The following is a 14619-nucleotide window of genomic DNA, read 5'->3' as shown; positions in this document are numbered from 1 at the left end:
GTTTCTGCCCCCCCACGTTCACTTGCGCTGAACGTACGCGACATGCCCGGCGTGGCGTACATCCAGCGCAAGTGAACATAGGGGGCGGGGAGCACAGGGGGCGTCAGGCGCGGGCGAAGAAGGTCCGGATGTCGGTGACCACCAGCTCCGGCACCTCCAGCGCCGCATAGTGGCCGCCCGTCTCGAAGCGGCTCCAGTGGACGATGTTCGTGTTGTCGCGTTCCGCGAACACCTTGATCGTCTGGAAGTCGTCCTTGAACACGGCGACACCCGTGCGGGCGCCGCTCACGCGCGGCTCGGCATCCGCCAGCGCATTGTCGCGGTAGGCACGGCTCATGCCGGCCGACGCGTTGGCGAACCACGCGACGCTCACCTCGGTGAGGATGGCGTCGAGGGGGACGAGGCTGGTGCCGTTGCCGAAGGAGTTGAACAGCTCGGCGTAGGCGAGGTGCCCCACCGGCGAGTCCGACAGCGCCGCGGCGATGGTCTGCGGACGGGCGGCGTTCATCGTGTTGTAGGCGCCCACGGACTGGAACCACTGCATGTGCTCGAGCCCGGCGTAGTCCTGGGGCTCCAGCTTCTCGAACTCGGCCGGGTCGCCCGACGGGAACGAGAACAGCTGCAGCACGTGCAGGCCGAGGAACCCCGCGGGATCGAGCAGCCCCAGCTCGCGCGCGACCATCGCACCGTTGTCGCTGCCGTGGATGCCGTACGAGTCGTAGCCCAGACGGCGCATCAGCGTGTCGTAGGCGGCGGCGACGCGCGCGGTGGTCCAGCCCGGCTGCGTGACCGGCTGGCTGAAGCCGAACCCCGGCGCATCGGGCACGACGACATCGAAGGCGTCCTCGGCGCGGCCGCCGTGTGCGACGGGGTCGACGAGCGGGCCGATCATGTCGAGGTAGTCGACGAACGAGCCCGGGTACGTGTGCGCGAGGATCAGCGGCGTGGCGCCCTCGTGCGGCGAGCGCACGTGCACGAAGTGGATCGGCTGCCCGTCGATCTCGGTGAGGAAGTGCGGGAACTCGTTCATGCGCGCCTCGGCATCGCGCCAATCGAAGTCGTCGCGCCAGCGTGCGACGGCATCCGCGAGGTACTGGTGGGGCGTTCCCGACTCCCAGTCATCGGAGGGCGCCGGCTGGGGGAGCCGGGTGCGCGCCAGGCGGTCGGTGAGGTCGTCGAGGTCGGCCTGCGGCACGTCGATGCGGAAGGGGCGGATGTCGGTGGTGGCGGTGGTGGCGGCGGTTGCGGTGTTCATGTCTACGACGCTACGGTCGAAACAGGCAGGTTCTCTTCCTGATATCCGAGATCACGAAACGAGCGAGATGGCCGACACATCCGCGCGGATGCTCGCACTCCTCGCGCTGCTGCAGAGCCGCCCGCGATGGCCGGGGCCGGAGCTGGCCACGCGACTCGACGTCTCGGTGCGGACCATCCGCACCGACATCGAGCGCCTGCGCTCGCTGGGCTACCCCGTCGAGGCCGAACGCGGCCGCGCCGGGTCGTACCGGCTGGCGGCGGGCGGCAAGCTTCCACCGCTGCTGCTGGACGACGAGGAGGCGGTCGCCGTGGCGATCGGGCTGCGCGTGGCCCGCGGCGTGGCCGGCGTCGACGAGGCGGGCGCCCGCGCGCTCGCGAAGCTGCTGCAGGTGCTGCCCGAGCGCCTTCGGCCCACCGTGGATGCGGTGGCGGCGACCATCGACAGCGGCCCCGAGAACGTCGGCACCGACGCACCCGATCCCGAGGTCGATCCCCGCGTGCTGAGCGCGGTCGCGCAGGCGGTGCACGCGGGGGAGTGGCTGCGCTTCGACGACCGCGGCACGGCTCGACGCGTCGAGCCGTACCGGCTGCTCAGCTGGCAGCGCCGCTGGTACCTCGTCGCGCGCGATCCCGACACCCAGGAGTGGGAGACGTTCCGGCTGGACTGGATCGAGCCGCGTATGCCGACGCGGCGTCGCTTCGACCCCGTGCCGGTGCCCGGGGGAGACTTCACCGCCTTCGCGCTGCGCTCGATCGCGGCCGCCGGGTGGAACGTCCATGCGCGTCTGCGGATCGCCGCGCCTGCGGAACAGGTGATCGCGCGCATCAACCCGACCGTGGGCGTCGTCGAGGCGGTGGGGCGGACGACGTCCGTGCTGGTGACGGGCGCCGACAGCCTCGAGACCATCGCCGCCTACATCGGCATGCTGGGCATGGACTTCACCGTCGACTCTCCGCCCGAGCTCGTGCCGCACCTGCAGCGCCTCGCGGAGCGCTACGCGCGCGCCGCAGGCTGATCGCGAAGGCGCAGTGACGGTGCGCCACGCCGGTCAGCCGTTCTGGCGGGGATCGGGCCGGGGCGCCCGCGGTTGCTCGCGCGGCCGGCGCGAACCGGTGGGATCGCTGCGACGACCCTCGCGTCGCGCCAGCGTGCGGTCGGCGAACAGCCACGCCGGGCGCGGCTCGACGAGCGGGCGGAAGACGCGGCGCACCGGGCGCGTCGCCAGCCCCAGTGCGATGAGCACCGAGCCGACGATGACCAGCGGCAGCCAGAGCCAAGTGGGCTCGGCGTTGCGCAGCAGGCCGTTCTCGCGGAACGGGTACAGCACGAACGAGTGCAGCAGGTAGACGTACATCGTGTACTGGCCGAAGTGCGTCCACCAGTGGGTGTCGCGCGGAAGCAGCGCGAAGAACGCCGTCGACAGCAGCACCGCCACCATCATGAGGACGAGGCGCACGCCGCCGGCCCACCACTGGGTGCCGCCGATGGACGCGTAGTTCTCGTCGTAGAAGAGCCACTCCCGCAGGTTCATGGCTCGCCAGTCGTCGACGAAGAACCACGCCGCCCAGGCGGCGATGGCGAACAGGCCGATGCCTCCGGCGAACACCCACCACGGGCGGCGGTCCAGCAGCCGCAGCCGTGCGACGACGTCGTGCTCGCGCAGCCACCAGCCGAGGGTGAAGAAGGGCAGCAGGCCCAGGGTGCGCGACAGCGAGAACGTCGAGTCGATGTTGGGCAGGTAGCCCGCGCCGATCGAGATCACCACCGTCCACAGCAGTGGCCAGCGCAGCAGCGCGAGGTAGGGGAGCACGACGCGGAAGATGCCCAGCGCCAGCAGGAACCAGAGCGTCCACGAAGGCTGGGTGAGGTTGGGGTTGGCCTGCCCTTCGACGAGCCACTTCGTCAGGGTCCACAGTCCCTCGAACACGACGTACGGCACCAGGATGTCGGTGATGACACGCGCCATCTGGGTCTTCGTGGGGGCATCCGACTTGGAGAAGTAGCCCGAGATCACGGCGAACGCCGGCATGTGGAACGCGTACACGACGAGGTAGAGGCTCAGCGCGATGTCGGAGTCGTACGTCAGCCGCTGCACGGCGTGACCGAGCACGACCAGGACGATGCAGGCGAAGCGGGCGTTGTCCCAGAAGGGCGTGCGCCGTCGGGGGCGGGCGATCGACCCCGTCGGGGTGGTCGCCGTGGGGGGAGCGCTGCTGCCGGTCATCGTCACCTCTCGCCGGGGCGCAGACCAGACTATCCGGGGATGATCCGCTTCGCCTCCGCTTGACACCGAGTCCCACGCGGGCTGAGTCTGAGTACGGCAGCGCCGCCGACGTGCGCCAGGAGGAGACCACGATGACGGTGCCCATGCCCTCTGCCCGCGGCGCCCAGCCGGTGCAGGACGCCCCTGCGCGCACGAGCACCACGACGACAGAAGTCGCGGCCGGCGCGCCGGACGACGCGCGTCCCGTCGTGCGGATCGGCGGCGGTCTCGTTCGCGGCACCCGGGAGGGAACGCTCGATCGTTTCCTCGGCATCCCTTACGCCGCCGCGCCGGCCGGCGGTCTCCGCTTCCGCGAGCCACAGCCGGCACCGCCATGGGAGGGGGAGCGGGATGTCTCGGCCTTCGGTCCCACGGCTCCGCAGGCGCCCTATGGCGGCGGCCTCGAGAAGTACCTGCCGACCGTCGAGATCGCCGGCGACGACATCCTCACGGTGAACGTGTGGACGCCGGCCGACCGCCCGGCAGATGCGGCGCTGCCGGTGCTCGTCTTCGTGCACGGCGGCGCACTCACCCGCGGCGCGGCAGCGCTGCCGGCCTATGACGGGCAGACGTTCGCACGGCACGGCATCGTGTACGTCTCGATCCAGTACCGGCTCGGCCAGGAAGGCTTCGCGGTGCTCGACGACGTGCCGCAGAACCTCGGCGTGCTCGACCAGCAGGCGGCGCTGCGCTGGGTGCGGCGCGAGATCGCGGCCTTCGGCGGCGACCCTGCGACGGTGACCGTGATGGGCCACTCCGCCGGCGCCAACACCCTGACCGCACTGCTCGCCCTGCCACACGCCACGGAACTGTTCGACCGCGCGATCCTCCAGTCAGGGCCGCTCTCCGCGCAGTCTTCGAAGAAGGCCGGACGCATGACGCGCGAGATCGCGAAGAGGTTGAAGGTCTCTGCGACGCGCGCCGGAATCGCCGCGGTGAAAGCGGAAGAGCTGGTGGCGCAGCAGCGGGCGATCGCCGCGGGCGGCTCGCCGCTCGGCCGCGGCCCCAGCGTTGCGCTCGCCATCGGCGGCGACGCCGTGCCCCGCAATCCCCTCGACGCCCTGCTCGCCGGCGCCGGCCGCGGCATCCCCGTGCTGATCGGCTCCACGAGCGAGGAGTACCGGCTCTGGTTCGTGCCCAGCGGAGTGCTCGACCGGATCACGAATCGCACCCTGGCCCTCGCCCGCCTCGCGTCGCGGGTGCCCTCGCGCATCGTGAAGGCGCACCGTGCCCGCCGGCCCGATGCGACACCGGGCGAGGTGCTCGGTGAGGTGGTGACCGACGTTCTCCTGCGCGGCCCGATCGCGAGGTTCGCCGACAGCCGGACAGACGACCCGGCTGCGCCTCACAGCCGGGTGGTCGATTCGGCAGCCGCCTCCCCGACGTGGGTCTACGAGTTCCGGTGGCGCAGCCCCGTCGACCGTCTGGGCGCCGCGCACGGAATGGAGCTCGGCTTCGTGTTCGATCGCATCGACACGCCCGACGCCGCGGCTCTGGGCGGCCATGCCGGTCCGCAGACGCTCGCCGACGCCATGCACCGCGCCTGGGTGTCGTTCGTGGTCACGGGCGATCCGGGATGGGAGGCCTGGTCGAGCCGGCGGCCGGTGCAGGCGTTCGATGCCGACGGCGGCCACATCGACTACGCGCCGCGTCAGGACGAGCTCGACGGTCTTCCCGAGCGGTAGTCTCACAGTCGCGATGACGACGATCGACGACGCGCTCGAGCGCGACCAGGCCCTGCCCGACCTCGACTGGCACGTGTTCCCCGACGGTACCGAGCGCGATCTGTTCCGTGCCCCGAGCGGCGGCCTCGCCAGGGTCCGTCTGGGCGACCCCGCCGCGCCACGCGTGGTGCTCGTGCCCGGCGTGGCGGGATCGAAGGAGGATTTCGTCCTGCTGTTCCCGCTCCTCGCGGCCGCCGGTTACCGCGTCGAGGCGTACGACATCGCCGGACACTACGAGTCGATGGACGCGGGGCCGCAGCACCTCGATCCGCCCCGCGAGTCCTACGACTACCCGCTGTTCGTCGACGACCTGATCGCGATCCTCGAAGCCGGCGGACCGGCGCACGTGCTCGGCTACAGCTTCGCGGGCCTGGTGACGGAGCTCGCGCTGGTCGCGCGCCCCGACCTCTTCCGCAGCCTCACGCTGATGGCGGCGCCGCCGGCGACGGGCCAGGTGTTCCGCGGCGTGAAGCACATCGGCCCCATCTCCGACATGTCGCCGCACCGTGCGGCGGGGCTCATCCTCTGGGGCATCCGCTACAACCTCAACCGCACGCCCCCCGGACGCATCGCGTTCGTGCGCGAGCGGCTCGGGGTCACCGGCCGCGCCTGCATCGACGACGTCGTCGGCCTCATGATGGCCACGCCCGATTTCTCGGACGACGTCGCCGGGATCGAGATCCCGAAGCTCATCGCCGTCGGGGAGCATGACCTGTGGCCGCAGGCGCAGCACGACGCCTATGCGCTGCGCATCGGCGCGCGTGTCGCGACTTACGCTACGGGACACGCTCCCTGCGAGACGGCCCCGCACCAGCTCGTGCGCGACATGCTGCGGCTCTTCGCCGACGCGCAGTGACAGCACGGTCCCCACGGCCCCTCCACTCGGAGAGGCCGTGGGGACCGTTCCCCTGATCACTTGATCGAGCCGCGCGTGACGCCGGAGATCACCCAGCGCTGGCTGAAGATGTAGACGATCAGCAGCGGTGCCATCGCCATGAGGTAGGACGCGAACGCCACGGTGTAGTCCGTGTTGAACTGCCCCTGGAACACGTACTGCGCGAGGGAGAGCGTCCGTGCGGAGGGCTCGGTCAGCACCACGAGCGGCATGATGAAGTCGTTCCACGCCCAGACGCACGTGATGATGCCGACAGTCGCGTTCATCGGCATGAGGAGCGGGAAGATCACCGACCAGAAGATCCGCCAGGTGGAGGCGCCGTCGACCCGCGCCGCCTCCTCGAGCTCGATCGGGATCGAGCGGATGTAGGCCGTGTAGATGAAGATGTTCAGCGACAGCCCATAGATCGTGTAAAGGATGATCATGCCGGCCTGGTTGTCGAGCCCGAGGATCGACGTCTGCTTGACCAGCGGCAGCATGATGATCGGGAACGGGATGAACAGCGCGGCGAGCAGGTAGAAGAACACGCCCTTGAAGAACGGCCGGTGGATGTTCCGGGCCAGGGCGTACGCCACGATCGAGCTCGTCAGCAGCGTGAAGACCACCGAGCCGACGGTGATGATCGCCGTGTTCAGCAGTGCCTGCGGGAAGCTCGTGCGTACCCAGGCGTCGGCGAAGTTCTCCCACCGGATCGGGTTGGGAAGCTCGAACCCGGTGCCCTGCGTCAGCTGATCCGGTGTCTTGAGGGCGACGACGACGGCCAGGTACAGCGGGATCAGCACGGTGAGCGAGCACACCGCGATCAGGGCGGTCGCCCACCAGTTGGTCCTGCGGGTGTCGTCGTCGGGCGCACCTCGCCGCTTGCGTCCGGTGTTGGCCGTGACGGCGTCCACATCCTGTTCCAGCTGTGATGCGGTGTTGGTCATGGTGGTCATCAGAAATCGGCCTCTCTGCGCTGAAGGACCCGGAATTGGAAGAGCGAGACGATCGTGATCACGATGAAGAACACCACCGCGTTGGCCGTCTGGTAGGCGAACTCGCCGCCCGAGAAGCCGCCCCGGAAGATGAGCAGCGTCACCGATTCGGTCGACGTTCCCGGTCCGCCGTTGGTGAGCGCGACGATCGGGTCGAAGACCTGCAGGAAGCCCTTCAGGCTCAGCACCACGTTGATGGTGAAGAAGGCGCCGATGAGCGGGAACGTGATCGAGCGGAACTGCCGCCACGGCGACGCGCCGTCGAGAGACGACGCCTCGTAGAGCTCTGCGGGGATCGTCTGCAGCCCCGAGAGGTAGATGATGATCGCGAACGCGCAGGCCTGCCACACCGCCAGCGCGACGATGGCCGTCCAGGCCCACGTCTCGTTGGTCAGGATGTTGTCTCGGAAGAGCGGGATGCCCGACAGGATCTTCGGCAGCGAGTTCGAGAAGAAGAACTGGAACACGTAGCCGATCACCAGGATCGCCAGGATGTAGGGCACGAAGTACACGCCGCGCCAGAAGTTGCGCGCCTTGATCTTGGCGTTGAGTCCGAGCGCGATGGCCAGCGAGAACGCGTTCGTGAGGATCGTCGCGACGATCGCGAACAGGAACGAGAACCCGTATGCCTGCAGCACGCGATCGTCGCGGAACAGGTTGAGGTAGTTCGACAGGCCCACGAAGTTCCAGGCGCCGTAGCCGGCGTAGTTCGTGAAGCTGAAGAAGATGCCCACGACGACCGGCAGGGTGTGGAAGGCGGCGAATGCGATGACCGCCGGCCACACCATCCAGTAGTAGGTCGCGGGGGCGTGGGACGAGTCCGTGCGCGTGCGGGTGGCGCGCTTGCGGGCGCTGCCGGCCGGAGTGGATCGAACGGCTTCGGTGAGGGTGGCCATGTCATTCTCCCGTCACGGGGATCGTGCGGGCGGCCACTTTGGCCCACTCGCTGTCGAGGGTCTTGAGCGCCTTCTCGGTGTCTCCATCGAAGAGGAACTGCTGGTCGGTGGGGATCAGCGGGACCGCCGGCGGGATCTGATGGTCGATGAAGCCGGTGATCCTCTGGTCTTCGAAGAAGGGCCGCACGGACTGCAGTGCGGGATCGTCGCTGAGCTCGGCCTCCTCGACCGAGGGCACCATGTTCTGCGATTGCGCGAAACGCTCGATCACGTCGGGCTGGAACACGTAGTCGATGAATCGCATCGCCGCATCGTGCTTCGGGTTGTCCTTGCCGAGGGTGAACACCACGTCGACGCCCGAGACGAGCAGGCTCTCACCGGGCTCGTCCGTGGGGTAGGGGAAGATCCCCATCCGGATGTCGGGGTTCACCTGCTTGATCGGATTGGTGGCCCAGATGCCCTGCAGCAGCATCGCGGACTCGCCACGCGCGAACGCCGCGTTGCCGTCGTCGTACGTCTTTCCGCGATAGCCCTCCTGCATGTACGAGTAGAGCTGGTACTGCCGATCCATCGCCTCGGTGAAGTCCTTCTCGAACGACACCTCGGATTCCGGGCCCACGTCCGCGCCCTGCTCGCGCATCTTGTCGAAGAATCCGTCCTGCGCGGGATACGCGCCGAGGGCGTTCCACGAGGGGATGCCGGTCCACGAGTCGGCCAGGGTTCCGTAGAACGGCTGGATGCCGGCATCCATGAGCGCATCGCAGACAGCGATGAGCTCGTCCCACGTTTCGGGGACCTCGAGGCCCTGCTGGTCGAAGATGTCCTGGTTGTAGATGATGCCGTTGGCGTTGTTCACGTACCCGAGGCCGTTCACCTCGTCCCCGTAAGTGCCCAGGTCGGCGAGGATCTCCTGCACAGCCGGGTTGATGGTGTCGAGCACCGGTTCTTCCGAGAAGTCGTAGAACACCCCGGCTTGGGCGAGCCGGCCGAAGTTGCCGTTGGCGTTGAGGGTGATGACATCGGGGACGCGATCCTTCACCAGGAGCGTCCGGATCGCGGTGTCCGCGTCCGCCACCTGGTTCTGCACGACGCGGATGTCGGGGTTCTCCGCCTCGAAGTCCGCGATGATCTCGTTGAAGTCCTCGAGCGCCTCGCCCTTGAACTGGAAGAAGTTCAGGGTCGTGACGCCGTCGGCCGGCTGTTGTGCGCAGCCGCCGACGGCGGCGGCCGTTGCGGCGATGGCGGCGACCGCGAGCGGCCGGATCCATCGTCGGTGAGTGGTTCTCATCGTGCGCCTCCTTGCGCGTGGGGTGGGAAGAGGTGTGTTCAGTTCTCGGCGGTGAGTTCGACGACCATGGCCTGCTGCGGGCGCTGCACGGGTGCGCGGACACCCGCCTCGGCGAGCTCGCGGCCTGTCAGCAGGGGCGCCGCGTCCGCCCAGGCGAGCGGCGACTGCCCCGCGTCGGCGCCGTCGCGCATCAGCACGCGGAGGCGGTAGCTGCGCGCGGGGTCGAGCCCGGGCATGCGGATCCGTCCCGGCGGGTAGGCGGCGCTCGTGGCGGCCTGGACGATCGTGAAGACGGCGGATGCCGCATCCGCGGCGACCATGCCCCGCACATCGATCCCCGGTTCGGTGCCGTCGACGTGGACGACCCGGCCCGATGCGATGAGCGGGCGCAGGCGCTTCGCGAGCGCCACCCACTGCGCGATGCCGGTGCGTGTGGCGTCGTCGAGCGTGGTGAGATCCCACTCGATGCCGAAGTGGCCGAACAGCGCGACGGCGCCGCTCAGGCCGAGGGAGACCGTGCGTCCCGACGAGTGGACGACGGGGCTCGTCAGGTGCATGCCCAGCATCTCGGGCGGCACGACGATGCCGGTGTGCCTCTGGTTGTCGAGGCGCTCGAGCGGATCGAGGCTGTCACTGGTCCAGACACGGTCGGTGCGGTCGAGGATGCCGAGATCCACGCGCGCACCGCCCGACGCGCAGCTCTCGATCTCGAGGCCGGGGTGGGCGGCCTTCAGCTCGTCCAGCAGACGGTAGACCGCGAGGGTGTGCTCGTGCACGCGCGCATTCCCGGCCGGTCCGCCGCCGGCATCCACCAGATCGCGGTTGTGGTCCCATTTGAGATAGGCGATCGGGTACTCGTCGAGGAGGGCGTGAAGGCGTGCGGCGATGTGGGCGTAGGCCTCGGGGTGCGAGAGGTCGAGCACCTGCTGCTGCCGCGCGGACGGCGGGAGCGACATCCGTCCCCGCAGGATCCAGTCCGGATGCCGGCGCGCGAGGTCGCTGTCGGGGTTGACCATCTCGGGCTCGACCCAGAGTCCGAACTCCATGCCGAGCGCGCGGACGTGATCGACGAGCGGGTGCAGGCCGTCGGGCCAGACCTCCCCGTCCACCGTCCAGTCGCCGAGGCCCGCGGTGTCGTCGCGGCGACCTTCGAACCAGCCGTCGTCGAGGACGAAGCGCTCGACGCCGACGGATGCCGCGGCATCGGCGAGAGCCGTGAGCCGCTCGAGCGAGTGATCGAAGTACACGGCCTCCCATGTGTTCAGCGTCACCGGGCGCGGGCGCCGCGGGTGCTGGGGGCGCGCGCGCCACTCGTCGTGGAATCGTCGGGACAGCTCCGTGAGACCGTCGCCCCACGAGCCGATGACCCAGGGGGAGCTGTAGGCGGCGCCGCTCGGCAGGACGATCTCGCCCGGCAGGAGGAGCTCGCCACCGGCGAAGAAGGCGTCGCCGCTCACCGTGCGTTCCGCGAGGACGCGGTGGTTTCCGCTCCACGCCACGTGGATGCCGTGCACGCGCCCGCCCTCGAAGCCGAAGCCGGGGCGGCCCGCAGCGAGGAGGATCGCGGCGTCCGCACCGGTGCGGCCACGGCGGCTCTCTCTGACGTGGGAGCCGAAGGTGAGGCCTCGCCGTTGGGGCGAGCGCTCGCGCAGGTGGTGCCCGGTCGTGTCGAGGACCTCGGTCGCGTCCCAGGGCAAGGGGAAGGTCGGCTGCACCGTCTGCAGGACGTAGGCAGTGGCGCCGGTGTTGCGCACCGTGATGCGCTGGCGGAAGAGCCCGCTCTGCCCGATGCGCAGCTCGGCCCGCACGGCGAGTCCGGCCTCTGCATCGGCGAGGGCGATGCTCGCCCGGTGCTCGCCCGCCTGCACGTCGACGACCCTGAGGAGGATGCTGACCCCCGAACCGTCGCGGTGTCCCTCGAGAGCGGGCGTGCCGAACCATCCTTCGGCGCCCGTCGGCAGGAGCGTCAGAGCCGGCGTGGCGTCGAGGCCGCCCGAGACGCGCTGGCCGCGCGCCGCGATCGCCAGCCCCGCGAGTGTGGCGGGTGTCGAGTCGACGAGCGCGGCACCCCAGTGGACGATCGCGGGCGCGGGGGCGGCATCGAGGTCGACGACGACGCTCGTTCCGCCGCGCCTGAGGTGGAGCACCCGCGCGGCCGGAGCGGGAGCGGTGTGCTCGGCGTCGAGCAGCGGGTCGGTCCTGTGCATGGAGTTAGTTCTAGCATGGAAGTAATAGAGACTGCAAGGGTCGGAATGGTCGATAGAAAGGTGCTGATACCGCGCGATTCGTGCCATGATGGAATCATTGCCCACGGGGAGGGGAGCCGCCGACGATGCTGACGGACAGCGAACGTGCGCTCGCGCGAGCGGTGCTCATCCACGGGCCCATCGCGCGCAGCGCGCTCACGAACCGCCTGGGCCTGTCGCCGGCGAGCCTCACCCGGCTGGCCAAGCCGTTCCTCGACCGCGGCTATCTCGTGGAGCTCGACGATCTCGCGGACGGGTTGGTCGGGCGCCCCGTCCGGCCGCTCGATGTCGCACCCGGGCTCGGCCGTTTCGCCGGTGTCAAGGTCACCGGCGATGCCCTCGAGGTCGTCGTGACCGACGTGCGGGCCGCACTGCTCGCCCAGCGCACCGCCGCGCTCGACACCCATGAGCCGACCGGCGTCGCCGCGCGGATCGCCGAGGTGATCCGCGCGCTCGAGGTCGAGGCGCTGGTCGGCGTCGGCGTCGCGCTGGGCGGTGCCGTCGATGACGGCACCGTGCGCTACGCGCCGTTCCTGGAGTGGGAGGACGTTCCCTTCGCGTCCCTGCTGGAGCAGGAACTGGGTGTTCCGGTCGCGCTCGAGAACGATCTCGTCGCGCTCGCCGAGGCGGAGCGGTGGTTCGGTCTCGGCCGCGGCATCCCGGGCTTCGTCGTTCTGACGATCGGCGCGGGCGTCGGCTATGGCCTCGTCGTGGGCGGCGAGGTCGTGCGCTCGGCCGAGGCGGGCCTCGGGCTGGGCGGACACATCCCGCTGAACGACAACGGTCCGCTGTGCCAGGCGGGGCACCGCGGCTGTTCGCAGGCCATGCTCACGTCGGGCTCCATCGCGGCGCAGGTCTCGGCGGCGATGCAGCGCCCCATCTCGTACGACGAGGCTCTCGAACGCGCCGTGGCCGGCGAGCCGGCAGCTGCCGCGGTCGTCGACGCCGCGGCTGATGCGCTCGGCCGCCTGATCGCGCTCGCCGCGAATCTGACCTTCCAGACCGCTGCGGTGCTGGCCGGCGAGGGCATCGGGCTCTTCGCGATCGCCGAGGACCGTGTGCGTGCCGCCATCGCCGCCGGGCGCGATCCCCGCGCCGAGCCGGTGCGGCTGTACGTCGACGACTCGGGATTCACGGCGTGGGCTCGTGGCGCAGCCGCCGTCGCCATCCAAGCCGCCGTCGATCGGCTGCGACTCGACTGACCCCTCACCGACCAGGACGCCCTCATGAGCCACGACCCCAAGACCGCATCTGCAGACATCGCTGCCGACGACACGCCCGCCTGGTGGACCGGTGCCGTCGTCTACCAGATCTATCCGCGGTCGTTCCAGGACTCCGACGGCGACGGCGTCGGTGACCTGCGCGGCGTGCTGCGCCGCATCGACCATCTCGTGGAGCTCGGCATAGACGTGGTGTGGTTCTCGCCGATCTATCGCAGTCCACAGGACGACAACGGCTACGACATCAGCGACTATCGCGACGTCGACCCGCTGTTCGGCACGTTGGCAGACCTCGACGATGTCATCGCCGCACTGCACGAGCGGGGCATTCGCGTCGTGATGGACCTGGTGGTCAATCACACCAGCGACGAGCATCCGTGGTTCGTCGAGTCGCGATCGTCCAAGGACTCCGTACGGCGCGACTGGTATTGGTGGCGTCCGCCGCGGGAGGGCATGGCGGCCGGCGCACCCGGCGCCGAGCCGACGAACTGGGCCTCGGCCTTCTCGGGGCCCGCATGGGAGCTCGACGAGGCGACGGGGGAGTACTACCTCCACCTGTTCAGCCGCAAGCAGCCCGACCTCAACTGGGAGAACCCGGACGTCCGGGCGGCCGTCTACGACATGATGCGCTGGTGGCTCGACCGCGGCGTCGACGGCTTCCGCATGGATGTGATCAACCTCATCTCGAAGGTGGTCGGCGCGGACGGATCGCTGGCCGACGGCGTGGTCGTGGACGGGCGCTTCGGCGACAGCCGCCTGCAGACGGTCAACGGCCCGCGCCTCCACGAGTTCCTGCAGGAGATGCACCGCGAGGTGTTCGAGGGCCGCCGCGAAGCGCTGCTGCTGGTGGGCGAGACGCCCGGCGCCACCGTCGAGGACGGCCGCCTGTTCACGGACCCCTCCCGCCGGGAGCTCGACATGGTGTTCACGTTCGAGCATGTCCACATCGATCACGGCCCCGGTGGGCGGTTCGATCTGCGCCCGCTCGACCTGCGCGAGCTGAAGGCGACGATGGCGCGCTGGCAGCACGGGCTGTTCGACGCCGGCTGGAACGCGCTGTACTGGGAGAACCACGACCAGCCCCGCAGCGTCTCGCGGTTCGGCGACGACAGCGCGTATCGCCGGGAGTCCGCGACGATGCTCGCGACGGTGCTGCATCTGCACCGGGGCACGCCGTACGTGTACCAGGGCGAGGAGCTCGGGATGACGAACGCGCACTTGCGCGAGCTCTCGGACTATCGCGACATCGAGTCGCTCCGCTTCGCCGCCGAAGCCCGTGCCCACGGCCGGCTCACCGACGAGCAGCTCGTGGAGGCGCTCGGATCGGGCAGTCGCGACAACTCGCGCACGCCGGTGCAGTGGGACGCGACCGCGTCGGCGGGATTCACGACCGGCACGCCGTGGATCGGGGTGAACCCGAATCACGTGACGGTCAACGCGGAAGCGGAGCGCGCGGATCCGGCATCCGTGTTCCACCACTACCGCCGCCTCATCGCGCTGCGTCACGACGACCCGGTGGTGCGGCTCGGCGACTTCGCCCTGGTCGCGCCGGATCATCCTCGCGTCTACGCGTTTACGCGCTCGGGCGAGGGTCCGACCCTCTTCGTCGCCGGCAACTTCTCGGGGGACCCGCAGGACATCGAGGTCGACGGGGTCGATCCGGCGTACGCAGAGCTCGTGATCGGCAATTACGACGACCGGCCGCCGGTGGCGTCTGGCGTGATGACGCTGCGGCCGTGGGAGGCCGTGGTGCTGCGCGCGGCGCCCCACCACCCGTGATCGTGCGGATGCCGAGAGTCGGCGGCATCCGCTCGGGAATAACCTTGGTACGCACGCGTTGCACGAGATACATTCA

Annotated in this window: 11 protein-coding genes; 5 read left to right on the top strand and 6 right to left on the bottom strand. The window is 69.8% G+C overall.

From position 1 onward, the window contains the following. Positions 1-103 precede the first annotated feature (103 nt). Entirely contained in the window at positions 104-1255 is a 1152-nt protein-coding gene (locus tag MRBLMI12_RS18545; RefSeq protein WP_363357721.1) for an epoxide hydrolase family protein, read from the bottom strand. Between the two features lie 67 nt (positions 1256-1322). On the opposite strand from MRBLMI12_RS18545, the gene MRBLMI12_RS18540 reads away from it, so the two are divergent. Then, on the top strand, positions 1323-2273 hold the full coding sequence (locus tag MRBLMI12_RS18540) for a helix-turn-helix transcriptional regulator (RefSeq protein ID WP_363357720.1): 951 nt from the start codon (positions 1323-1325) through the stop codon (positions 2271-2273). A 33-nt stretch (positions 2274-2306) separates the two neighbouring features. On the opposite strand, the gene MRBLMI12_RS18535 is transcribed toward MRBLMI12_RS18540, so the two are convergent. Beyond that, a complete protein-coding gene (locus MRBLMI12_RS18535) occupies positions 2307-3482 on the bottom strand; it encodes an acyltransferase family protein (RefSeq protein WP_363357719.1) in 1176 nt (391 codons plus the stop codon). 131 nt (positions 3483-3613) lie between these two features. Between MRBLMI12_RS18535 and MRBLMI12_RS18530 the strand changes: the two genes are divergently transcribed. Both MRBLMI12_RS18530 and MRBLMI12_RS18525 read left to right on the top strand, forming a co-directional pair. Further along, positions 3614-5206, top strand: a complete 1593-nt coding sequence (locus MRBLMI12_RS18530) for a carboxylesterase/lipase family protein (protein WP_363357718.1) — start codon at positions 3614-3616, stop codon at positions 5204-5206. Positions 5207-5219: 13 nt separating this feature from the next. Further along, the gene (locus tag MRBLMI12_RS18525) at positions 5220-6101 is read left to right on the top strand and encodes an alpha/beta fold hydrolase (RefSeq protein WP_363357717.1); all 882 of its coding nucleotides are present in this window, start codon (positions 5220-5222) and stop codon (positions 6099-6101) included. A gap of 56 nt (positions 6102-6157) precedes the next feature. Here the strand turns inward: MRBLMI12_RS18525 and MRBLMI12_RS18520 are convergent, their stop codons facing one another. From MRBLMI12_RS18520 to MRBLMI12_RS18505, 4 genes are read right to left on the bottom strand one after another with little or no spacing between them, the layout of a single operon-like run. Further along, positions 6158-7075: a carbohydrate ABC transporter permease gene (locus tag MRBLMI12_RS18520; RefSeq protein ID WP_414686235.1), complete on the bottom strand. Its 918-nt coding sequence runs from the start codon at positions 7073-7075 to the stop codon at positions 6158-6160. Continuing rightward, on the bottom strand, positions 7075-8010 hold the full coding sequence (locus MRBLMI12_RS18515; protein WP_414686234.1) for a carbohydrate ABC transporter permease: 936 nt from the start codon (positions 8008-8010) through the stop codon (positions 7075-7077). Before MRBLMI12_RS18515 ends, MRBLMI12_RS18520 begins: the two co-directional genes overlap by 1 nt. A 1-nt stretch (position 8011) precedes the next feature. Beyond that, the gene (locus tag MRBLMI12_RS18510) at positions 8012-9298 is read right to left on the bottom strand and encodes an ABC transporter substrate-binding protein (RefSeq protein ID WP_363357715.1); all 1287 of its coding nucleotides are present in this window, start codon (positions 9296-9298) and stop codon (positions 8012-8014) included. 38 nt (positions 9299-9336) lie between these two features. Beyond that, positions 9337-11505: an alpha-galactosidase gene (locus tag MRBLMI12_RS18505; protein WP_363357713.1), complete on the bottom strand. Its 2169-nt coding sequence runs from the start codon at positions 11503-11505 to the stop codon at positions 9337-9339. A 125-nt stretch (positions 11506-11630) separates the two neighbouring features. Here MRBLMI12_RS18505 and MRBLMI12_RS18500 point away from each other — a divergent pair, with 125 nt between their 5' ends. Beyond that, the gene (locus MRBLMI12_RS18500; protein ID WP_363357712.1) at positions 11631-12746 is read left to right on the top strand and encodes an ROK family protein; all 1116 of its coding nucleotides are present in this window, start codon (positions 11631-11633) and stop codon (positions 12744-12746) included. Between the two features lie 24 nt (positions 12747-12770). After that, positions 12771-14543 (top strand): glycoside hydrolase family 13 protein, encoded by a 1773-nt coding sequence (locus tag MRBLMI12_RS18495; protein WP_363357711.1) that lies wholly within the window; start codon positions 12771-12773, stop codon positions 14541-14543. The last annotated feature ends 76 nt before the right edge of the window (positions 14544-14619 follow it).

It is taken from the genome of Microbacterium sp. LMI12-1-1.1, from assembly GCF_040676455.1.
GTDB lineage: Bacteria > Actinomycetota > Actinomycetes > Actinomycetales > Microbacteriaceae > Microbacterium.
This window is presented reverse-complemented; position numbering and strand designations above follow the sequence as displayed.